This is a genomic window from Pelomonas candidula (assembly GCF_043555985.1).
In the GTDB taxonomy this organism is placed as follows: Bacteria; Pseudomonadota; Gammaproteobacteria; order Burkholderiales; family Burkholderiaceae_C; genus Pelomonas; species Pelomonas candidula.
The window spans coordinates 41,396-63,144 of the sequence record NZ_JBIGIC010000011.1; the positions used below are offsets into that span (position 1 = coordinate 41,396).

19 protein-coding genes are annotated in these 21,749 nt (G+C 69.4%); 11 read left to right on the top strand and 8 right to left on the bottom strand.

Going from position 1 to position 21,749, the window contains the following annotated elements:
* The first annotated feature begins 3 nt into the window (after positions 1–3).
* The 3 genes from ACG04R_RS20350 to ACG04R_RS20360 all read left to right on the top strand — a co-directional run bounded on the left by ACG04R_RS20350 (position 4) and on the right by ACG04R_RS20360 (position 1,845).
* A complete protein-coding gene (locus tag ACG04R_RS20350; protein ID WP_394415132.1) occupies positions 4–1,167 on the top strand; it encodes an MFS transporter in 1,164 nt (387 codons plus the stop codon).
* A 121-nt stretch (positions 1,168–1,288) separates the two neighbouring features.
* A complete protein-coding gene (locus ACG04R_RS20355; RefSeq protein WP_394415135.1) occupies positions 1,289–1,495 on the top strand; it encodes a YgaP family membrane protein in 207 nt (68 codons plus the stop codon).
* Positions 1,492–1,845: a carboxymuconolactone decarboxylase family protein gene (locus ACG04R_RS20360; RefSeq protein ID WP_394415138.1), complete on the top strand. Its 354-nt coding sequence runs from the start codon at positions 1,492–1,494 to the stop codon at positions 1,843–1,845. The genes ACG04R_RS20355 and ACG04R_RS20360 overlap by 4 nt, the downstream gene beginning before the upstream one ends.
* A 51-nt stretch (positions 1,846–1,896) precedes the next feature.
* On the opposite strand, the gene ACG04R_RS20365 is transcribed toward ACG04R_RS20360, so the two are convergent.
* The 4 genes from ACG04R_RS20365 to ACG04R_RS20380 all read right to left on the bottom strand — a co-directional run bounded on the left by ACG04R_RS20365 (position 1,897) and on the right by ACG04R_RS20380 (position 6,135).
* Positions 1,897–3,033, bottom strand: coding sequence for a pepsin-like aspartic protease (locus ACG04R_RS20365; RefSeq protein ID WP_394415141.1), 1,137 nt, complete (start codon positions 3,031–3,033; stop codon positions 1,897–1,899).
* 150 nt (positions 3,034–3,183) lie between these two features.
* On the bottom strand, positions 3,184–3,432 hold the full coding sequence (locus ACG04R_RS20370) for a hypothetical protein (protein WP_394415144.1): 249 nt from the start codon (positions 3,430–3,432) through the stop codon (positions 3,184–3,186).
* 1 nt (position 3,433) lies between these two features.
* On the bottom strand, positions 3,434–3,751 hold the full coding sequence (locus ACG04R_RS20375) for a DUF1360 domain-containing protein (RefSeq protein WP_394415147.1): 318 nt from the start codon (positions 3,749–3,751) through the stop codon (positions 3,434–3,436).
* Positions 3,748–6,135, bottom strand: coding sequence for a hypothetical protein (locus ACG04R_RS20380; protein WP_394415150.1), 2,388 nt, complete (start codon positions 6,133–6,135; stop codon positions 3,748–3,750). The genes ACG04R_RS20375 and ACG04R_RS20380 overlap by 4 nt, the downstream gene beginning before the upstream one ends.
* Before the next feature lie 214 nt (positions 6,136–6,349).
* Between ACG04R_RS20380 and ACG04R_RS20385 the strand changes: the two genes are divergently transcribed.
* The 8 genes from ACG04R_RS20385 to ACG04R_RS20420 all read left to right on the top strand — a co-directional run bounded on the left by ACG04R_RS20385 (position 6,350) and on the right by ACG04R_RS20420 (position 15,359).
* On the top strand, positions 6,350–9,136 hold the full coding sequence (locus ACG04R_RS20385) for a M16 family metallopeptidase (RefSeq protein WP_394415152.1): 2,787 nt from the start codon (positions 6,350–6,352) through the stop codon (positions 9,134–9,136).
* Between the two features lie 34 nt (positions 9,137–9,170).
* Positions 9,171–9,596: a VOC family protein gene (locus tag ACG04R_RS20390; protein ID WP_394415155.1), complete on the top strand. Its 426-nt coding sequence runs from the start codon at positions 9,171–9,173 to the stop codon at positions 9,594–9,596.
* The gene (locus ACG04R_RS20395; protein ID WP_394415158.1) at positions 9,593–10,120 is read left to right on the top strand and encodes a hypothetical protein; all 528 of its coding nucleotides are present in this window, start codon (positions 9,593–9,595) and stop codon (positions 10,118–10,120) included. Before ACG04R_RS20390 ends, ACG04R_RS20395 begins: the two co-directional genes overlap by 4 nt.
* A gap of 8 nt (positions 10,121–10,128) precedes the next feature.
* Complete coding sequence (locus ACG04R_RS20400) at positions 10,129–10,674, top strand: hypothetical protein (protein WP_394415161.1); 546 nt, start codon at positions 10,129–10,131, stop codon at positions 10,672–10,674.
* Positions 10,671–11,306 carry a glutathione S-transferase gene (locus ACG04R_RS20405; protein ID WP_394415164.1) on the top strand — a complete coding sequence of 212 codons (636 nt, stop codon included), beginning with the start codon at positions 10,671–10,673 and terminating at the stop codon, positions 11,304–11,306. Before ACG04R_RS20400 ends, ACG04R_RS20405 begins: the two co-directional genes overlap by 4 nt.
* Before the next feature lie 82 nt (positions 11,307–11,388).
* Complete coding sequence (locus ACG04R_RS20410; RefSeq protein ID WP_394415167.1) at positions 11,389–12,504, top strand: patatin-like phospholipase family protein; 1,116 nt, start codon at positions 11,389–11,391, stop codon at positions 12,502–12,504.
* A 1-nt stretch (position 12,505) separates the two neighbouring features.
* A complete protein-coding gene (locus ACG04R_RS20415; protein WP_394415170.1) occupies positions 12,506–13,741 on the top strand; it encodes a DUF2252 domain-containing protein in 1,236 nt (411 codons plus the stop codon).
* The gene (locus ACG04R_RS20420) at positions 13,731–15,359 is read left to right on the top strand and encodes a SulP family inorganic anion transporter (RefSeq protein ID WP_394415173.1); all 1,629 of its coding nucleotides are present in this window, start codon (positions 13,731–13,733) and stop codon (positions 15,357–15,359) included. Before ACG04R_RS20415 ends, ACG04R_RS20420 begins: the two co-directional genes overlap by 11 nt.
* A 119-nt stretch (positions 15,360–15,478) precedes the next feature.
* On the opposite strand, the gene ACG04R_RS20425 is transcribed toward ACG04R_RS20420, so the two are convergent.
* The 4 genes from ACG04R_RS20425 to ACG04R_RS20440 form a co-directional block, all read right to left on the bottom strand.
* A complete protein-coding gene (locus tag ACG04R_RS20425) occupies positions 15,479–17,479 on the bottom strand; it encodes a M3 family metallopeptidase (RefSeq protein ID WP_394415176.1) in 2,001 nt (666 codons plus the stop codon).
* A gap of 1 nt (position 17,480) precedes the next feature.
* Positions 17,481–18,341 carry a bifunctional methylenetetrahydrofolate dehydrogenase/methenyltetrahydrofolate cyclohydrolase FolD gene (gene folD / locus ACG04R_RS20430; protein ID WP_394415179.1) on the bottom strand — a complete coding sequence of 287 codons (861 nt, stop codon included), beginning with the start codon at positions 18,339–18,341 and terminating at the stop codon, positions 17,481–17,483.
* 120 nt (positions 18,342–18,461) lie between these two features.
* Positions 18,462–19,085 carry a response regulator transcription factor gene (locus ACG04R_RS20435; protein WP_268165499.1) on the bottom strand — a complete coding sequence of 208 codons (624 nt, stop codon included), beginning with the start codon at positions 19,083–19,085 and terminating at the stop codon, positions 18,462–18,464.
* A complete protein-coding gene (locus tag ACG04R_RS20440) occupies positions 19,082–21,679 on the bottom strand; it encodes a PAS domain S-box protein (RefSeq protein ID WP_394415183.1) in 2,598 nt (865 codons plus the stop codon). Before ACG04R_RS20440 ends, ACG04R_RS20435 begins: the two co-directional genes overlap by 4 nt.
* Between the last annotated feature and the right edge of the window lie 70 nt (positions 21,680–21,749).

The window sequence follows — 21,749 nt, forward strand, 5'->3', positions numbered from 1 at the left end:
CGCGTGAGCGACACCGCCCCAGCGGGTCAGCAGAACCTGCGCCACGCTTTCTCGTGGCTGATCGCCACGATGATCTGCGTGCACGCCTGCATGGCCACCACGCGCGTGACGGCCAGCCTGTGGGTGCTGAACCAGGGCTACGGCGAGGCCTCGGTGGGCATGCTGCTGAGCCTGTTCGCCGTGGCGCCCATCCTGCTGTCGCTGTGGGCTGGCCGGCTGGCCGACCGGCATGGCTTCCACCGCCCGGTGGGCGTGGGCGTGGCGCTGGCCTTCGTGGGCGCGCTGCTGGCGCTGCTGATCCCGAAGTTGTGGGCCATCGCCACCGGCTGCCTGCTGTGCGGCGGCGCGGTGTCCGTCGCGGCCGTGGCCATGCAGCGCGAGGCCGGGCTGATGGCGGAGGAGCCGGGCGAGCTGAAGAAGATCTTCAGCTGGATGGCGCTGGGGCCGGCCATGTCCAACGCGCTGTCGCCCATCATCGCGGGCCTGCTCATCGACCACATCGGCATGACGGCGGCGTTCGCGTTCGCGACCGCGTTGCCGTTGCTGGCCTGGGCGTTGGCCCGCAAGGTGCCGCCCAACCCGCCCCAGGTCCGCACCAAGAGCTTCCGCGAGCCGGCGGCGTGGGACTTGTTCCGCCTGCCGGCCTACCGCCGGCTGCTGCTGGTCAACCTCGCACTGTCGGCCGGCTGGGACGCACACAGCTTTGTCGTGCCCGTGGTGGGCCACTCGCGCGGGCTGTCGGCGGCCAGCATCGGCCTGGTGCTGGGTAGCTTCGCGGCGGCGGCCACCGTCGTGCGGCTGGCCATCGTGCGCTTCGGTGACGACATCGACGAGGCCAAGGCCCTGCGGGGCGCGATGACGCTGGCGACGCTCGTGTTCGTCGCCTACGCCTGGCTGCCCGGCACCGTCGGGCTGATGTGCGGCTCGGCGCTGCTGGGGACGGCGCTGGGCTCCGTGCAGCCCATGGTGCTGGCGATGCTGCACCGCGCGACGCCGCCCGAGCGCCATGGCCAGGCGCTGGGCCTGCGCATGCTGACGCTGAACGGCGCGACGGTGGGCATGCCGGTCGGCTTCGGCATGCTGGCCGCGGCAACGGCGCTGACCGCGCCGATGTGGGTGATGGCCGCCGCGCTGGTCGCGGCGCAATGGCCGGCGCGCAAACTCTGAGCGCCTCACCCGGCGCCGCGTTGGTTGGGGGCGAATCCTGCAGTCCGGCGCATTCTTGATCCTCGTCAAGGAGGGGCAGGCGCGTGATGCCGAACATGGTGTCAACCGCTAGGAGGTTTCCATGTTCAACGTCGGCACGCTGGATCGTTTCGTACGCATTGCCATCGGACTGGCCCTTGTCGCCGCTGCCTGGCTGGGCAGCGTCGGCCCGTGGGGCTGGATCGGCCTGCTGCCCCTGTTCACCGGGCTGATCGGCTCCTGCCCCGCCTACCTGCCGTTCGGGTTCACCACCTGCTCGACGAAGAGTCACAAGGGGAGCCGGCCATGACCGACGTCAACACCGATTTCCGCAAGCTCACCCAGGGCATCAGCGCCGAGCTGGTTTCGCTGCGTGCCAGCACGCCCGACACGATGAAGGCATTCAACGACCTGGGGCGTGCGGCCATGGCGGATGGCGCGCTCAGCCGCAAGACCAAGGAGCTGATCGCGCTGGCCCTCGGCGTGGCGGCGCGCTGCGATCCGTGCATCGGCTTTCACGCGCAGGCGCTGGTGAAGCTGGGCGCGACGCGCCAGGAGCTCGACGAGACGCTGGCCGTCGCGACCTACATGGGCGGCGGGCCGTCGCTGATGTACGCCGCCCGGGCGGTCAGCGCCTTCGACGAGTTCTCGCGTCTCTAGGACCGGCCACGCAGCCGCCGGCCGCGCTGCCGGCAGGACGGTGCGTCGGGCCTATTTGGCCTGGGCGAACCGGATGACGCCGCGGTGGTTGTCCGCCTCGCCGTCGAAGACCGTGAAGTAGCCGTTCATCAGCGGCAGCCCCAGGATGGCCATGCCGTCGTCGCCAGAGGTGATCGCTGGCAGCACCGCACCCACCTGGTAGGCGTTGACCTGCCAGTAGTTCTGCGGCGGCACCGCGAGCTGGGCGTCAGGCTTGCCGGCCTCGCCTTCGAGCACGAAGGTCAGCGTGGGCCACTGGTCGAGCTTGATGTCGTCGACGGTATAGACGGTGCCACGGAGCACCGCGTTGCTCAGCATCTCGGCCTGGGCGGCGGGGAGCTTCGCGAACAGCGCGTGCAGCAGCTTGGGCCCGAGGTTGAGCGAATTGGTGCCGCTGTCGACGATGGAGTTGGAGGGGTAGCCTCGCGCGGGCCTTGAAGGCACCTGGATCGAACCGCTCTGGCCCACCACGATCGCCTTGAGGTTGGTGTTGTACCAGGCGTCCGCCAGCACCCGGACGCCCTGGAAGGAGCCGGAGTAGAGGTCTGTCGCCTCGGTGCCGCCGCCGATGATCATGACGCCCTGGTTGAGCGGGTCATCGAGCCCCTTGCCGCCCAGGTGCGTGTAGGACCTGCGCGTCAGGAACGAGACCACCTCGAACGCGACGCCCTCCGTGTCCAGCTGGGTCAGGTAAGGCGCAATCGACTGGCGTTCGCCGGCCATCACTTGCGATGAGGAGTACTTCTTCTTCCACGTGACATCCGGCATCTGGTACGCGTCGTCCAGTGGTGCGTAGGCCAGGCCCAGGATGCCGTCGCATCCATCGAACATGCGGTTGGATTCGCGGTAGGCGACAGCGACGTTGGCATCGCTCAAGGCGACCAGGGCCGCACCGCTCCCGACGGTGACCTGCGTGTTGATGACCGCGCCCGTCCAGCTGCTGCCGTCACCGTAAGAATCCGATTGCGCGAGCTTGGTGAGCTTGTCGCTGGAGGTCGGCTTGTACTTCTTGCCGTCGATGGCGAGCGCGGAGCTGCCAGTGTCGACCAGCAGGTTGAGCGGCACCTTGTCGGCGCCGAAAAGCATGCTCGCGGAGTAGTCCCCGCCGACGTAGAAGTTCGTGATCGGAACGCGTGCAATCTTGCCCATGGCAATCTCCAGTGCGAAGAACGTGCTGCCGAGAATCGTCCCGTCCAGACGGGCTGTCCAGCCGGGGCGTCCTCACTATTGAGGGTGGCCGGGGCAACGCGGAGAAGCCAGGCATCCAGCCCCTTGCCAGGCGTTGGCCGGACCGGGGCATCAGTCCTGCCGCTCGAACCACCTGGACCTCAGCAGTGCGGCCGCGTCGCCCTCGTTGACGTACAGCGTCGGGTGGGTCGCATCGAACTCGTACAGCCGACCGCTGGCCACGCCGCGCACGGCGACCGGGGCGTTGGCCCGGTAGTGCACCAGCACGCGCCGCTCGGCCGGGCCGGCTGCCGCGCGTGGCGCGGGCGAAGGGTTCATGGCCTGGCGCAGCGCGGCGCGGCCTTGTCCGCAACATCCCATGTCAGTTCTCCTTGCGGTGCGAGGCGAGGGCGTCCAGCGCCGCCTCGATGATGCAGACGGCGCCTGACAGCGCCACCGTGCCCAGCAGCCACCCTGCCAGGTCGCCCGCCAGCAGCAGCGCCAGCGGCGCGGCCACCCACAGCGACACGCAGTAGGGGCAGTCCATCAACTGTCCCCATACCCCGATACCGAGGCGGCGGCGAAGCCTCAGCACCAGGTCGAACGGCCCGTCCTCCGCCGCCAGCAGGTGCGTGAGCCGCCAGGCCGCGAGCACGGCCAGCGCGAGGCGGGGCCAGAAGCCGAGTTCGTCCAACGTCACACAGGCTCCGGACCGTTGATGATCTTGATCGGGAACAGCTTCCAACCCGAGTAGTGCACCGTGCCTTCGTTGACGACCGTCTTGTCCCAGGCCTCCAGCACGACGACGTAGACGCAGGCCTCGCCGGGGCCCAGCAACTGGTCGGCCGGCAGGCCCAGCGGGTTGTTGGCGGCGTCCAGCACCTGCAGGTTCCACGGCGTCAGCGTGCCGGTGGACAGGCTCTCGGCCGGCAGCGCCAGTGCGCGGGCGGGCACGGTGTTGGTGGAGTTGATCAGCAGCACCTGCGGCGACACGGCGCCCTGCTTGGTGAAGCGCACCTGGTAGCTGTCGAAGTTGTTGCTCGTCGGTGCGGTCAGGTCCGTGCGGTCGATGTACTGGTCCCACGCGTAGCCGCGGATGTCGACGGTCTTGAACACGCCTTCGGGCGTCTGCGTGTACATGTCGGAGCAGGGCGCCTGGTTGCCGATGCCGACGATGGCGGCCTGGATGGGCTCGTTGTCGACCCAGGCGCGCTGGATGTCGTAGTAGGTGTTGCCGGCGGTGTCGATGACCTGCAGCAGGAAGCTGAACTTGCCGGTCGCGCCCTGTTGGTGGGGCGGGTCCTGCTGGGGCAGGCTGTTGCTGTCGAAGCCGCTGGGCTCCAGCGACGGCACGTTCCAGCAGGTGCAGAAGTTGGTGGAGTCGATGTGCACGCAGATGCACTCGCTGCGCGCACTCCAGACGTTGGTCAGCACGCTGGGCGTGGGGTCGCCGTCCAGCACGTTGCTGGCGCGCACCTGGTCAGCCGTGTAGTTGATGGGCGGGCCGCTGGGCTGGCCGATGCTCATCGGGCCGAACTCGATGTGCCGCACGAGCCGCCAGTCGCCGCCGGGCACGATGCTCGTGAACGGCGCGGGCTGTGGTTGGGTGAACGTGGGGTCGGGGATGGCCCAGATCGTGTACTCGCGGATCTTCTCGCCCGCGCAGCCGTACACGTTGGCCGCGCCGCGCACGTGCATGCCGCCGCCTACGGTGGAGAGTGCCGCGGCTGCGCTGTCGGCCGCGCGCAGCGGCTCGTCCGGGGCGGTGTAGTCCACCGACCAGGGCGTGCTGACCCGCTTGATGTAGACCTCGTTGACCGACAGCGAGAAGCTGGTGGTGCAGGGCGGCTGCAGCTCGGCGCCCGTGGCGGAGAACACGCGCAGCGTCAGCGCGAAGGTGGTGGAGGTCAGCAGCTCGATGCCGGCGTCGACCGCGCATTTGCGCGTGTCCACCCAGCCGAGGTTGCCGCCCGACACCGAGAAGTTGCCCTGCGTGGCGGCGACGTCCGGCAGGGCAAGGTTGTTGGGGTAGACGACCACGCCGCCGAGCAGGTTGCCGCCGGGGCTGCGAACCTCGATGACGTAGTGGCCGAAGCCCGTGCCCTCGGCATCGCCGCGCACGGGTTCGAGGATGCGGCCGGGCAAGATGTCGGTCTCGCCACGCACGCAGCCGCTTGGGGCCGTCAGCGCGCAGTGCAGCGGGCGCTGGCAGCGGCGCAGGCAGGCGCGGTAGCTGCGCAGGCAGCGGAACACGTCGCGCAGGTTGCGTGCCCGCGCCAGGCAGCAGCCGAAGCGGATGGCGCACAGCGCCCAGCAGCGGCAGAACCAGAAGAACGGGTCGGCGCGGTGCTTGGCGATGAGCTCGCGGCCCATCAGCGCCGCTGCGGTGTCGGTGCTGAGCAGGCGCTCCAGGATCTGCGTGTTGACGTCGCCGTCCTCGAAGCAGTCGACCTGGCCGGACAGCACCTGGTCCGGCAAGCCTTGCGCGAACTCGACATTGGCGAGCTGGTCGTCCAGATAGGGCTTGTAGGCCTTGGCCAGCGCCTTGACGAGCTGGTTGAAGTCGGCCTTCTCTGCGGCCGTGGGCGGGTTGGCGACGGGCGCGCCCAGCACCTCGCGCACGCAGCGCCAGTAGCGGTAGAGGTAGTAGCTGGAACCGCGGAAGCTGCGCGGCCCGCGGCACATCAGCCAGCCGAAGACGATGCAGCAGCGCAGGTGCAGCAGGCACCAGCGCCAGCGCTCGATGGGCCCGAGCTGCTCTCGAATGTCAGCCGGCAGCACGCGCTGCGCAACCTCCTCGCTGCTGAAGCGCTCGAACAGCGCCATCGCCTGCGCGAACTCGTCCTCGCAGCTGGGCGGGTTGGCCAGCGCGTCCTTGATGAGGGCGTCGGGCGAGTCGGCGCGCTGCAGGTCGGCCGCGAGCACGGGTTTGTAGGCGTTCAGCAGCTCGCCGAGGACGAAGTGGAAGTCGTCGTCGAGCGGCTCGTTGCCGTCGTCGTCGCCGGTGGTGGCGGCCTGCAGCACGTGGTCGAGATGAGTCGGGGCGGGCGCCGGGCGGGCCGGCTTGGGCGAGGTGGTGGCCATGGTTGCCTCCTTGAATCGGCATGGCGAAAGGCGGGCCGCGCGAAGGGTGTGCGGCGGCCTGTGTTGAAAAGCTAGGTGGCGACCGGTGCCGCCGCCTCCCTAGAGCCCCGGAGAGAAATTCACCAGCCTTTCGGGTGCGACAGGCCGGCGCGCGCTGCGGTCAGAATCGGCGCCTCATCGAAATGACCGGCGCAGCCGGCATCTGGAGACCTGAATGAAGTGTTTGCGACTCGGTCTGGCCCTGGCCTGCATCCTCACGACCGGCGTGGTGCAGGCGCAGACCACGCAAGTGGCCGTGCGGCCCGTGGCCGCCAAGGTTGCGAAGCCGTCCGTGGCGGCCCCGGTCCAGCCTGTCGCTGTGCGCGAACTGGGCGGCATCGAGGAATACCGTCTGCCCAACGGCCTGCAGATCCTGCTGTTCCCTGACGCGACGCAGACCACGACCACCGTCAACATCACCTACCGCGTCGGCAGCCGCCACGAGTCGCCGGGCGAGTACGGCATGGCCCACCTGCTGGAGCACATGCTGTTCCTCGGCACGCCGCGCCAGCGCAACATCAAGGAGGCCATGGCGCAGCGCGCCGTGCGCTACAACGGCACGACGACGGCGGACCGTACGAACTTCTTTGCCAGCTTCAACGCCAACGCCGACACGCTGGCCTTCCTGCTCGACCTGGAAGCCGATCGCATGGTCAACAGCCTCGTCGCCAAGGCCGATCTCGACAAGGAGATGACGGTCGTTCGCAACGAGTTCGAGCGCGGCGAGGACCAGCCGTTCTCGGTGCTGAACCAGCGCGTCAACGCGGCGGCCTTTGCCTGGCACCCGTACGGCCACGCGACGATCGGGCCGAAGAGCGACATCGAGAACGTGCCCATCGAGAAGCTGCAGGGTTTCTACAGGCGCTATTACCGCCCCGACAACGCGACGCTGCTGATCGCGGGGCAGTTCGACAAGGCCGCGACGCTGGCGCTGATCGGCAAGCACTTCGGCCCGTTGGTGAAGCCTGCCGCGCCGGTGCCGCAGCCCTACACGGTCGAGCCGGCGCAGGACGGTGAGCGCACGGTCGTCGTGCGCCGTGTCGGCGGCCAGCCCATCCTGCTGGCGAGCTACCACGTGCCGGCCATCACCCACCCCGACACGCCGGCCCTCATCGTCTATGGCCTGCTGATGAGCCTGCAGCCCAGCGGCCAGCTCTACAAGCAACTGGTCGAGCCCAAGCTGACGCTGGCCGCCGGCATCGGCGGCGCGGGCGGCGTGGACCCCGGCACCGCCAGCGCCTACGCGGTGCTGCCGCCGGATGCCGACGTGGGCAAGATCGAGACGCTGCTGCTGGACCTCGCCGAAGGCCGCAGCGCCAAGCCCTTCGACGAGAGCGAGCTGGTGCGGGTGCGCGACATCGCCGTCAACAGCTACCGCCAGCAGATGAAGAACCCCGAGGCGCTGATCCAGCAGATCTCCGGCCTGATCGCGGCGGGCGATTGGCGGCTGCTGTTCCAGCTGATGGAAGACATCCCCAAGGTCACGCTGGCCGACGTCGAGCGCGTGCGCGCGGCCTACTTCCGGCCCGCCAATCGCACGCTGGGCCGCTACCTGCCGGCCGCGGCCGTGGAGCGCGTGGAGATCCCCGCCGCACCGCCGCTGGACCAGCGCCTGGCCTCGCTCCAGGGCCCGCCCAAGGTGGAGGCCGGCGAGCAGCTGGAGCCCGTGCCCGCCGTGCTGGAATCGCGCATGTCCCGCACGACGCTGCCCAGCGGCATTGCGCTGCACACGCTGCGCAAGCAGACGCGCGGCAACACCGTCGTGCTGCAGGTGCAGTTGCGCTGGGGCGAGCGCGATGCCACCTACGCTCGCAACGGCACCGGCGTGGTCGGCCAGCTGATGGACGAGGGCAGCGCGGGCTACACCAAGCAGCAGCTGCAGGACGCGCTCATCAAGCTGCGCGCCAGCTTCAGCGTCAGCAGCTATGACCAGGGCGCGACGATCTTCGTCAGCGCCGAGCGCGACACGTTGTTGCCCGCGCTGCGCGTGGTGGCCGATGCGCTGCGCCACCCGAACTTCCCACAGGACGCGTTCGACCGCGACATGAAGGCCGGTATCGCCAGCCTAGAGTCCTCACGGCAGGAGCCGGGTGTGCTGCGCCAGGAGGCCACGCGCGGCCACTACAACGCCGCCCGCGGCGTCACGCTGGGGCACCCGGACTACGTGATGGGCGTGGACGAGCGCATCGCCAACCTCAAGGCCACGACGCTCGACGACGTGAAGCGCTTCTACGCCGACTACTGGAGCTTCAACGACGCCCAGGTGAGCGCCGTCGGTGCGCTGCCCGACGGCCTGGGCGCCGAGATCGACCAGCTCTTCGGTGACTGGAAGAAGCCCGCGGCGCCGAAGTTCGTGCGCCACGTCGCCCAGCACGTGACCGTGCCGCCGGCGCGCTTCGACGCCATCGCGCGCGACAAGACCAACGCCATCGTGCGCCTGCACCAGACGCTGCCGCTGAACACCGAGGACGCCGACTACGCCGCGCTGGAGCTGGCCGTGCACATCTTCGGCGGCGGCGGGCTGGAGAGCCGGCTGTCCGAGCGCGTGCGCCAGAAGGAAGGCCTGACCTACGGCATCGGCGCCAGCCTGGGCGCCAGCTACTGGGGCAACGCCGGCAGCTTCGCCATCCAGGCCAGCTACCAGCCGAGCAACCGCGATCGCGTCATCGCCGTCGTGCAGGAAGAGGTGGCACGCATGGCCCGGGACGGCGTGACCGCCGCCGAACTGGCGCGGGCGAAGAAGGACATCCTGGAAGGCCGCAGGCAGGGCCGTGCCGACCCCGGCGCGCTGGCCAGCGGGCTGACCAGCCTGGCCGAGCGCGGCGAGACCTGGGCCGCCGCGCAGAAGCGCGACGATGCGCTGGCCGCCGTCACCGTCGAGCAGGCCAACGCGGCCTGGCGCAAACATATCGACGCGAAGAACTTCATCATTTCGACAGCCGGCGACTTCAAGAATCCGTAGAGTTGCCTGACACGTTCGCTCCAAGGAGATTGCCATGAAGATCGAGCCCTACCTGTTCTTTGACGGCCGCTGCGAAGAAGCCATCGAGTTCTACAAGAAGGCGCTGGGCGCCAAGGTGGAGTTCCTGATGCGCAACTCCGAGAGCCCCGAGCCGCCGCCGCCCGGCACGCTGCCGCCGGGCTCGGAGAACAAGATCATGCATGCCTCGTTGCACATCGGCGGCGCGCTGGTCATGGTGTCCGACGGCCTGTGTACCGGCAACACGGCCTTCAAGGGCTTCTCGCTGTCGCTGGACTGCCCCGACGCCGACTCGGCCCGTGAGGCCTTCGCCGCGCTGGCCGACGGCGGCCAGGTCCACGTGCCGCTGGGCAAGACCTTCTGGGCGCCGCTGTTCGGCATGGTCAACGACCGCTTTGGCGTGGGCTGGATGGTGGGCGTGTCGGACGACGCGGCGAAGTGACGGCACCTTTCCAACTGCCGAGCCATCTCAAGGCAGATTGCTCGGCCTGTGCGGCGCTGTGCTGCGTGATCCCGCCGTTCGACGCGTTGCAGGGCTTCGGCTTCGACAAACCGGCCGAGACGCCCTGCCAGCACCTCTGCGCCGACCACCGCTGCGGCATCCATGCCGACCTGGTCGAGCAAGGCTTCTCCGGCTGCGTCGCCTTCGACTGCCTGGGCGCCGGCCAGCGCCTCACGGCGGCGGCCGTCGCGCGCTTCGACAGCGCCGACTGGCGCCATCGCCCGGACGTGGCGCGATGGCTGTTTGCCGCCTACCCACGCGTGCGGGAGGCGCAGGAGTGGCTGGCCCGGCTGCATCTGGCTGCTAAGGTGTCGGGTTTGGGCGAGCTGCAGACGCTGGCGGACGAACTCGATGCCGAGTCGCCGCGCTGGCCGGACTGGAGCGCCGACGAGCACGCGGCGTGGCAAGCCCGCGTGCAGGCCGCGCTGGCGCCGCTCGCCACGAACCGAATGACCCGGAATTGATGCAAACCATGGAATCCCCCAAGCCAGCCCCGTCGGTGATCGCGCTGGCCGATGAACTCACGGGGCGGGGCTGGCGCCGCTCCCGCAAGGGCGCCCGCATCGTCGCCGTGGGGGCCGCGCTGGTCGCCGCCAGCGTCCTGTTCGGCCTGTTCAACCGCTTCGGCACCCCGCCGAAGGGCGAGGTGAAGCCCGCACGTCAGCTCATCGCCAGTGTCGACCTGAGCGTGGGCAACCCCGTGGCGGCGGCCAGCAACGGCGAAGCCCGGGCCCGTGCGGACATCGAGGCCGGCCGGCTGGAGCTGCACATCTACGGCCCTGCGCCGGGCGAAGACGAGGCCGCCCAGGCCCAGCGCCTCAAGCAGCGCTACGGCATCACCCGGGTCTACAAGGGCAAGACGGGGCCAGAGGTCGCGCTGGCCTTTGCCGAGGGCTACAACCGCGTCATGCGGGCCGAGATCGAGCGCCGCCACGGGCGCGAACTGGCAGACCGCCTGCTGCCCAGGCACGACAGCGCCACCAACGTCTCCCCCTCCGCGTCCAAGGAAACTCCATGAAGCTCATCGGCATGCTCGACTCCCCCTTCGTGCGCCGCGTCGCGATCTCGATGCGGCTGCTGGGGCTGCCGTTCGAACATCGGGCCGTGTCGGTGTTCCGCGGCTTCGACGAGTTTCAGCGCATCAACCCGGTCGTCAAGGCGCCGACGCTGGTCTGCCGGGCTGAGGACGGCGGCAGCGTGCTGATGGACTCGACGCTGATGCTGCAGTACGCCGAGGCGCTGGCCGGCCGCAGCCTGATTCCTGCCACGCCTGCAGAGCTGGCGCGCGAACTGCGCCTCATCGGCCTTGCGCTGGCGGCCTGCGAGAAGACCGCGCAGATCGTCTACGAGCGTGGCCTGCGCCCCGCGGAAAAGCAGCACGCGCCCTGGCTGGAGCGTGTCACCGGCCAGCTGCATGCCGCCTACCGCGCGCTGGACGACGAGCTGGCCGCGCAGCCGTTGGACACCACCGAGGCGGGCCTGCGCCAGTCCGGCATCACGGCCGGCGTGGCCTGGAGCTTCACGCAGTTCGTGCTGCCCGAGGTCGTGCCGGTCGCGGCCTTCCCGCACCTCGCCGCGCATGCGACCGCCGTCGAGCAGTTGCCGGTGTTCCGCGCCATTCCCTGCGACGATGCCGTCCAACTGAACTGACTCGATATGTCCCCACGCTCGCCTTGCTCACTGCCCCCCAAGGGAACAGGTCAGTGCATTCGGTCGGCCGGGCGGCGCTGACATGGCCACGCGTCGTCCCCCCCAGACCGTCTACGTCTTCCAGGGCGGTGGTGCGCTGGGCGCCTACCAGGCTGGTGTCGTGGAGGCGCTGGCGCACGCCGAGCTGGCACCCGACTGGCTGGTGGGTACCTCCATCGGCGCCATCAACGCGACGCTGATTGCTGGCAATGCGCCGGGCGACCGGGTCCAGGCACTGCGCAGCTTCTGGGACCGCGTGACGCAGCCGGGCTTCACGGCGCCGCTGCCGGCCAGCCCCTGGACGGCGATCTGGCAGCAAGGCCTGCAGACCTGGCAGACGCTGACCCGCGGCATCCCCGGCTTCTTCAAGCCGCGCGGCCCGCAGGCCTGGGACATGAACCGCCGCGCGCCGCTGGGCGAGCTGGGTTTCTACGACACCTCGCCGCTGGCCGAGACGCTGCGCGAGCTGGTGGACTTCGACCGCATCGCCGCCGCCGAGACGCGGCTGACGCTGTGCGCCGTCAACGTGCGCTCGGGCGAGCTGGCCTTGTTCGACAACCGCGACGGCCGCACGAAGATCGGCCCCGAGCACGTGATGGCCAGCGGTGCGCTGCCGCCGGGTTTCCCGCCCGTCACCATCGGTCGCGACGCGTTCTGGGACGGTGGCATCTACAGCAACACGCCGTTGGACGTCGTGCTGGACGACGCCGAGCGCCGCGACACGCTGTGCTTCATGGTGGACCTGTGGGACGCGAGCGAGGCCGCGCCGCACACGATGGCGCAGGCGCTGACGCGCTACAAGGACATCCAGTACGCCAGCCGCATCCTGGAGCACCTCGGCGACCACGAGCGCATGCAGAACCTGCGGCGCGCGCTGCGGCTGGTTGGCCGCAAGCTCGACGGCAAGACCGCTGCCAACCCGGCCGTGAAGGAGCTGCTGGCGCTGGGCTGCGACTCGCGCATCGATGTCGTCCACCTCGTCATGCGCGCGCTGCCGGGCGAGGACTCGTGGCGCGACATCGACTTCAGCGACGCGCGGCTGCGCGCCCGCTGGGCCGCCGGCCTGCGCGACGGCCACCGCGTCCTGAAGCGCGCGGCCTGGCGCGAGCCGCCGGACGACAACGTCGGCATGCGGGTGCATTCACTGCCGGAGACCTGACATGGACGTCGTGCAATCCATCCTCGACTTCAACGCCGGCCGCGACCCGGAGCGGCTGCGCCTGAAGTTCGAGAAGATGCGCCAGAGCTCGTTCATCTTCCTGCGCGGCACGGCCCATCTCTTCCATGAACGCGTGCAGCGCCGCGGGGTGCTCAGGAGCGCACCGCCGGCCTGGTGCTGCGGGGACATGCACCTGGAGAACTTCGGCAGCTACAAGGGCGACAACCGGCTGGCCTATTTCGACCTCAACGACTTCGACGAGGCCGCGCTGGCGCCGGCTGCCTGGGACCCGTTGCGGCTGCTGACCAGCCTGTGGCTGGCGGCACCCGAGCTGCACCTGGACACGGCCCACACCCAGCGCCTGTGCCGCACGCTGCTGGATGGCTATGCCGATGCGCTGGCCGTCGGCAAGGCCTACTGGCTGGAGCGCGAGACCGCGTCCGGCCCGGTGCGCGAGCTGCTGGACCAGACCAGCCAGCGCAAGCGCGCCGACTTCCTCGCCAAGCGCTGCGGCCCGCCGTCGCGGGCCGGCCGCTACCGCCGGCTCAAGGTCGATGGGCAGCGCCTGCTGGCGGCCAGCGACGCGCAGAAGCAGCAGGTCGCCGGCTTCATGCACGGGTTCGCCAAGACCCAGCGCAACCCCGAGTTCTTCGAGGTGCTGGACGTGGCCCGGCGCGTAGCCGGCACCGGCAGCCTGGGCCTGCAGCGCTATGCCATCCTCGTGCGTGGCAAGGGCGTGGCCGATGGCCAGTACCTGCTCGACCTGAAGCAGATCCTGCCGTCGGTGCTCGCGCCGGCCGGCGGCTGCAAGCAGCCGCGCCTGGGCGACGCGGCGCAGCGCCTCGTCGCCGTGCAGCGCCGCATGCAGGCCGTGTCCATGGCCTTCCTGCACGCGGTCAGCCTCGACGGTGAACCCTACGTGCTGCGCGGCCTGCAGCCCAACGAGGACCGGCTGGACCTGGCCGATCTCTCGGCGCACGGGCATGCGCTGGCCGACAGCCTCGTCACGATGGGGCGGCTGATGGCCTGGGCGCAGCTGCGTTCGTCGGGCCGGCAGGGCTCGGCCACGGCGGACGAGCTGATCGATTTCGGCCGCCGCGGCAGTGGTGAAGGCAAATGGCGCGACCGGCTGGTGGCGCTGTCCCGGGCCACTGCCGCGCAGGTGGACAAGGACTGGGCCGTCTACTGCCAGGCTTTCGACCAGGGCGCTTTCGACATGGCCGACCATGCCGGTTGAACCTTTGCGCTGGCGTGCCGACCTTGTCGCCGGCCTGTGCGTGGCTGGCCTGCTGCTGCCCGAGGGCGTGGCCTACGCCGGGCTGGCGAAGCTGCCGGTGGCACATGCCCTCATCGCCTGCCTCGTCGGCCTGGCCGTCTACGCGCTGCTGGGCCGCAGCCGCGACGCCATCGTGTCACCAACATCGTCCAGCGCCAGCCTGGCTGCCGCGGCGGCGGCGGGCCTGGCCGGCATCGCGCATGCCGAGGCCTTGATGGCGCTGACACTGGCAGCCGGCGGCGTGCTGCTGGTGCTGGCCATCGCGCGGCAAGGCCAGCTGTCGGCCTTCGTGTCGCGGCCGGTGCTGCGCGGCTTTGCGTTCGCGCTGGCCATCACGATCGTCATCAAACAGTTGCCTGACGTGCTGGGCCTGCGGCCGCCGCCGGGGCTGGACGCGCCGCACCTGCTCGTCTGGGTGCTGGGCCATGTGCCGGACTGGCATGTTGTGAGCCTCTTTGTGGCGCTGGCCAGCGGTGCGTTGATTGCGGTGCTGCGGCGCTGGCCCACATGGCCGGCGTCGTTGATCGCGCTGGTCGTGGCCATGGCCGCGACGCGCTGGCTGGATCTGCAGGCGCAGGGCGTCGAGGTCGTCGGCACGGTCGTGGCGCCCAGCTTCGCGCCGCACGTGCCGGCGCTGGACCGCGATGCCTGGCTGCGCGTGGCCGAGCTGGCGGTGGGGCTGGTGGTGCTGCTGTTCGCCGAGTCCTGGGGCAGCATCCGCTCGCTGGGCCTGTTGCGCGGTGACACGCCGGACGCCAACCGCGAGCTGCTGGCGCTGGGCGCCGCCAACCTCGCCAGCGGCCTGCTGCAGGGCATGCCGGTCGGCGCGGGCTTCTCGGCCAGTGCGGCCAACCACGGTGCGGGCGCGCAGAGCCGTCTTTCGGGCGTGGTGGCCTGCGCCGTCGTTGCGCTGGCCATCGTCGTGGCGCTGCCGGCGCTGCAATGGCTGCCGCGCCCGGTGCTGGCCGTGGCCGTCATCGCGGCGTTGTGGCATGCGCTGTCGCCGCGGCCGCTGCTGGCCACCTGGCACCTGGGGCGGGACCGGCTGCTCATCGTCGCCGCGGTGCTGGCCGTGCTGGCGCTGGGGTTGCTGCACGGCATGCTGGTGTCGGTGGCGCTGTCCATCGTGGAGGCGCTGCGGCGCTTCAGCCAGCCGGTGCTGCACGAGCTGGGCGAACTGCCGGGCACGCGCAACTTCGTCAACCGCCCCGAGCACCCGGAGGCCGTGGGCGTGCCGGGCGCGCTCATCCTGCGCCCGCAGGAGCCGCTGTTCTTTGCGAGCGCCGAGCGCGTGATGGCCGAGGCCGCTGCCCGGCTGGCCGCCAGCGGCGCGACCACGCTGGTGCTGAGCCTGGAGGAGAGCAGCGACCTCGACAGCACGGCGTTCGAATGCCTGCTGGAGCTGGACGTCCGGCTGAGCGCGCGCGGCCAGCGGCTGCTGCTGGCGCGCGTGAAGGAGCCGGTGCGTGCGCTGCTGCGTATCAGCGCACCGAGCGGCCTGGGCCGCGAGGAGCGTCAGTTCTGGAGCGTCGCAGATGCCGCCGGATCGTTGGCCCCTCGCCCAGTCTCGCCGCGCTGAACGCGGGCGATCCTGGTCGGTCCCCCAAAGGGACGGCGATGCAAGCCGCATTGAGCCGCTTGCACATCGCCTGCGGGCCGGCTTGGGGCGGCCCGGCGCCGGTCCGCGTCAACTCGGCTTCAAGCCATGCCCTGGTGGCGCAGCAGCGCGTCGATCTTGGGCTCGCGGCCGCGGAAGGCCTTGAAGTTGTCGATGGCGTCGCGCGCGCCGCCTTGCTCCAGCACCTCGGTCAGGAAGCGCTTGCCGGTGGCGGGGTTGAACACGCCTTCTTCCTCGAAGGCGCTCCATGCATCGGCGCTCAGCAGTTCGGCCCACTTGTAGCTGTAGTAGCCGGCCGCGTAGCCGCCCGCGAAGATGTGCGAGAAGCTGTGCTGGAAGCGGTTGAAGCTCGGCGGGATCAGCACGGCGACCTCGGCGCGCACGTCGTCCAGCACCTTCTGCACGTCGGCCTCCGAGCCCGGGTTCGAGTGCAGCCGCATGTCGAACAGCGAAAACTCGATCTGGCGCAGCGTCATCAGCCCGCTCTGGAAGTTCTTGGCTGCGATCATCTTGTCGAACAGCTCGCGGGGCAGGGGCTCGCCGCTGTCGACATGGCCGCTGAGCTGCTGCAGCACGTCCCACTCCCAGCAGAAGTTCTCCATGAACTGGCTGGGCAGCTCGACGGCGTCCCACTCCACGCCGGAGATGCCGGACACGCCCAGGTCGTTCACCTGCGTCAGCATGTGGTGCAGGCCGTGGCCGAACTCGTGGAAGAGGGTGATGACGTCGTCGTGCGTCAGCAGCGCGGGCTTGTCGCCCACCGGTGACGCGAAGTTGCAGGTCAGCAGCGCGACCGGCGTCTGCTGCTCACCGCCGGGCTTGAGCCAGCGGCTGCGCACCTCGTCCATCCATGCGCCGGGGCGTTTGCCGGTGCGGGCATAGAGGTCGAGGTAGAACTGGGCGATCAGCTGGCCGTTGCGGCGCAGTTCATGGAAGGTGACAGTCTCGTTCCACACCGAAGCCTGCGCCTCGGTGATGGAGACGTCGAACAGCCGCTCGATGATGGAGAACAGGCCGGGCACGACCTTCGTGGCCGTGAAGTACTGCTTCACGGTCTGATCGCTGAAGGCGTAGCGGGCTTCCTTGAGCTTTTCGCTCCAGTAGGACACGTCCCAGCTCTCCAGCGGTGCGCCTTTCGCGAACTCGCGCAGCTCGGCGAGATCCTTCTCGGCGAAAGGCCGGGCGCGCTTGGCGAGGTCGCTGAGGAAGGTCGTCACTTCGGCCGGCGTCGAGGCCATCTTGGGTTCGAGCGACACGTCGGCGAAGCTGGCGTAGCCCAGCAGCTGCGCCTCTTCCTGGCGCAGCGCGACGATCTCGCGCATGGCGGCGGTGTTGTCCCACTCGGGCTTGCTGCCCGCGTCCATGACATCGCTGGCGCGCGTCACGTAGGCGCGGTAGAGCTTTTCGCGCAGCGCGCGGTTCTCGGCGTACTGCATGACGGGCAGGTAGACCGGGAAGTGCAGCGTGAGCTTGTGGCCACCGTCGTCGAGCTTCGTCGCGTCCAGCACGTCCTGCGGCACGCCGGCCAGCTCGTCGGCGCTGGCCACGTAGCTCCAGCCGTCGGTCGCGTCCATCACGTGTTCGCTGAACTGCTGCTGCAACTCGGCGCTGCGCTCCTGGATGGCCGCGTAGCGCTCGCGGGCCTCGCCCTGCAGCTCGGCGCCGGACAGCACGAAGTCGCGGATGGCGTGCTTGAGCAGCTGCTGGCGGGCGGGGTTCAGCGACGGCCCCTGGGCCGCCATGACGGCCTTGTACTTGGCGAACAGCGCCTCGTTGGCGCCCATCGCCGTGCTGAACTCGGTGACGGCCGGCAGCATCGCGTTGTAGGCCTCGCGCAGCGCGGGCGTGTCGGCCACGGCGTTCAGGTGGCCCACGGCGTGCCAGGCCGTGCCCATGCGTTCGGTGGCGGTGTCGAGGATGCGCGAGAGCGTGTCGTAATCGGCCGGCGTCTCGGGCTTGACTGCTTCGTCCAGCGCGGCCTGCGCGGCGGCCAGCAACTCGGTGATGGCCGGCTTTACGTGTTCGGGCTGGATGGCTGCGAAGTCGGGCAGGGCGGCGGTGGAGAGCAGCGGATTGGTCATGTCAGGCAGAGGTTGCGGCACGTTCCGCCGATTCAAGCGTATTGACCAGCAACATGGCAATCGTCATCGGGCCGACCCCGCCCGGGACGGGGGTGATCCAACCCGCAACTTGTCGGACGCCGTCGAAGTCCACGTCGCCGCAGAGCTTGCCCTCGTCGTTGCGGTTCATGCCCACGTCGATGACGACGGCGCCGGGCTTGACCATGTCGGCCGTCAGCACGTTGCGCTTGCCGACGGCGGCGACGATGACGTCGGCCTGGCGGGTCATCGCGCCGAGGTCCGCCGTGCCGCTGTGGCACACGGTGACGGTGGCGTTGGCGGCCAGCAGCATCAGGGCCATCGGCTTGCCGACGATGTTGCTGCGGCCGATGACGACGGCGTGCTTCGCGCGAAGGTCCTTCATGCCGATGCTCTCCAGCATCTTCATGCAGCCATAGGGCGTGCAGGCCTTGAAGCCGGGCTCGCCGACGACCAGCGCACCGGCGCTGGCGATGTGGAAGCCGTCGACGTCCTTCGCCGGCGAGATGGACTCGATGACCTTGTGGTCGTCGATGTGCCTGGGCAGCGGCAGCTGCACCAGGATGCCGTGGATGGTGGGGTCGTTGTTCAGCGCGTCGACGCGGGCCAGCAGTTCGGCCTCGGTCATGGACGCGTCGTACTTCTCCAGCCGCGAGTGGATGCCGGCTTCTTCGCAGGCCTTGACCTTGTTGCGCACGTAGACCTGGCTGGCCGGGTTGTCGCCCACCAGCACCACGGCCAAGCCAGGCTGCTTGCCCTGGGCGGTCAGCGCGGCGGCGCGGGCAGCGGCTTCGCCGCGCAGTTGCTTGGAGAGGGCGAGGCCGTCGATCAGTTGGGCGGTCATGTCAATGCAATCCTTGGAAACTTGTGGGACAGACCGCCCGAGCGTGGCGAGTAGCGCTGTCCCCAACCGAAAAAGCAAAAGGCCGCTGGGATGCAGCGGCCTTTGGAGTCAGTCAGGAGGTCAAGCCTTGGCGGTGGCACCAAGCGCAATCTTGAGCAGATCGGCCACCGTGTTGGCGTTGAGCTTTTCCATGATGTTGGCGCGGTGCGCCTCGACCGTCTTGATGCTGATGCCGAGGTCGTCGGCGATCTGCTTGTTCAGGCGGCCGGCGACGATGCGCTCCAGCACCTGGGCTTCGCGCGTCGTCAGGCGGGCCAGCAGGGCGTCGCGGCTGGCGGCTTCCTGGTGGCTGGAGAAGGCGTCGCGGGCCTGGTCGAGCATGCGCTCGACGAGGGCCAGCAGCTCTTCTTCCTTGAACGGCTTCTCGATGAAGTCCATCGCGCCCTTCTTCATCGTCTGCACGGCCATCGGCACGTCGCCGTGGCCGGTGATGAAGACGATGGGCAGCGGGCTCTTGCGCTCGATGAGACGGTCCTGGAGTTCCAGGCCGGTCATGCCGTCCATGCGGATGTCCGCAATCAGGCAGGCAACCTCGCGGGGGTCGTAGCGCGTCAGGAAGGATTCGGCGGAGTCAAAACACTTGACCCGGTAGTCCTTGCCCTCAAGCAGCCATTGCAGGGAGTCGCGGACCGCTTCGTCGTCATCGACAACGTAGACGTTGCCCTTCTTCGGGATCAAGCTCATGGTGTGGTGGGTTCGGTTCTCTGAGCGCTGCCGGCGCCACCTGGGGAGGTGTCCGCACGCAGTTGTTCTGAGGTGATGGTGACCGGTATCGTGAACGCGAATCGGCACCCAACGACCAAGGACCCATTGTAGAGGTTCTCGGCTTTTATCCGGCCCTGGTGGGACTCGACGATAGACCGGCATAACCCTAAGCCGATACCCAGTCCGTCGGCCTTGGTGGAGAAGAAGGCCTCGTACATGCGGGCCAGCACCTCGTCGGGGAGGCCCGGGCCCATGTCGGTGACGGAGAACTCGATCTGCCCGCCCAGTTCGGCGCTGTGCTTGGGCACGACGCGCAGCTCGATGTGGCGGCGTGACGTGGGCAGCGAGGCGTTGTCGATGGCCTCGGCGGCGTTCTTCAGCAGGTTCATCAGCACCTGCTCGATGAGGATGGGGTCCACCATCAGCTGCGGCAGCCGCTGTGCCACGTAGGTATGGATGGCGACATTGCGCCGGCGCAGCTCGATGCCGGCCAGCTCCACCGCGTCCTCGACGATGTCCGGCGCGAATGCCGGCTGGCGCTGCGGCTCGCTGCGCTTCACGAAGTTGCGGATGCGGTGAATGATCTGCCCGGCGCGCTGGGCCTGCTTGGCGGTCTTCTCGAGCGCCGCCAGCAGGGCGTCCTTGTCGATGCTGTCGGCGCGCACGCGGCTGACCATGCCGTTGCAGTAGTTCGTGATGGCGGTCAGCGGCTGGTTCAGCTCGTGGGCGACGCTGGACGCCATCTCGCCCATCGTCATCAGCCGGCTCGTCACCTGGGCCTTCTCGGCCTGCAGCGCGGCCTGGGCCTCGGCATGGCGGCGCATCGTGATGTCGGTGGCGATCAGCATCTGGGCCAGGCGCCCGTCGGTCCACTGCAGATAGCGCGCGCGCACGTCGAACCACATGGCCAGAGACTCGACGTAGACCTCGCGCGGGTCAGAGCCCAGGTCGGTCAGTGCCTCGGCGGGCAGGCCGGAGTAGTCGTCGACTTCGTCGGCGCTGTCGTCCAGTCCGCGACGGCTGGTGGTGCCGACGAGCTGGCCGCCGGCCAGCAGCGCGTGGCCGGCTGGGTCGGCGCCGAACCAGAGACGGTAGCTGCGGTTGGCGAACAGCAGCTCGGGCGGCTGCACCGACAGCACGGACACGGCCGCGTCCAGGCCTTCCAGCACGGTCGTGAAGCGTTCGTGCGAGGCGCTGAGCTGGTCGCGCACGCGCTTGGCCTCGGTGATGTTGGTCATCGAGGTCATCCAGCCGGTCTGCTTGCCCTTGGTGTCCACCAGCGGCGACACGTAGACGCGGGCGTCGAAGGATGAGCCGTCCTTGCGTGCGATCTTGACCTCGACGCCACCCGAAGGGCTGCGGCCCTGCAGTTCCTGTTGCAGCAGGCGCGCGTTCTCCTCGCGCCGGTCCGCGAGCCAGAACGGGTAGGGCGGCGTGCGGCCGACGAGGTCGGCCTCCGAGAACCCGGTCATCGCGCAGAAGGCGGGGTTCACGTAGGTGATGCGCGTGTCCATGTCCATGGCGCGCATGCCGGTCAGCATGGAGTTCTCCATCGCGCGGCGGAAGTTGGTCTCCAGCGTCAGCGCGTTCTGGATCTGCGTGCGCCGGCGCATGTGGCGCCAGGTGCCCAGCAGCATCCACACCGTCAGGCCGGCCAGCGCCAGCACCAGCCAGAAGAGGGCGTTGCTGATGAGGCCGATGGACGTGCGCCAGCCCTGGCCGCGCAGCACCAGGCCGTTCAGTGCGGGCGCGAGCGGTACGTCGTGCAGCAGTGATGCGCGTCGCAGAACCTGCCCGGGCATGGGCGTGACGGTACTGGCGACGATCTGGTCGCGCGCGTCCAGCACGGCGATGCTGTGGCGCGTGGCGACTTCGCTGGGCACGTAGTAGCGCAGCAGCGACTCGACGGTGTACTCGGCGATCAGCACGCCGGCGAAGCCGCCGCGGTCGATCAGCGGGATGTGCAGCTGGAAGACGGTGATGCCGTTGCTGTCGGTGAACGGCGGCGAGTAGACCGGCTGGCGGCGGTCCTTGGCCGCTTCGAACGCCAGCGACGCCGCGTTGGACTGGTTGAACATCGGCATGGACGGATCGGTGCCGTCCGTGAGCATCTGCCCATCGTCCAGGAAGCCGGCCGCACTGACGCTGCTGCGCCGTTCGCGGCGCGGGCCAAGCCAGGTCACCTGCGTCAGCTCCGGGCGCTCGCGGGCGAAGGCCTGGGCCTGGGCGGAGAACTCGTGCGCATCGATCTGCCGCGTGACGACCTCGCGGGCGATGCGCACGAGCTGCTCCTGGTTCTCGATCAGGCGCAGACGGATCTGCTGCTGGGCGATCTCGGTGTCGCGCTTGACGGACTCGGTCTCGCGCTCGATTTCCTCGTTCCGCAGATACCAGAAGGCCGAAATGATGGCCGCCAGGAACAGCAGCACGGAGATCAGCGGGCCCAGCGTGGCGAGGCGATCCTGGCGTGACGGCGACTGCCGGAACCACCAGGTGGCGACCAGGCGGCGCCAGGGCGCCAGCAGCCGCTGTCGGCGCGAGCTGGTCTCTGAAACGGGGGAATCAACGGGCATCTTCAAATTATCCGGGGCTTGGCTGGAACGGCGGAGGGCTTGCCATGATTTCATAATAAGAAATCGTCTC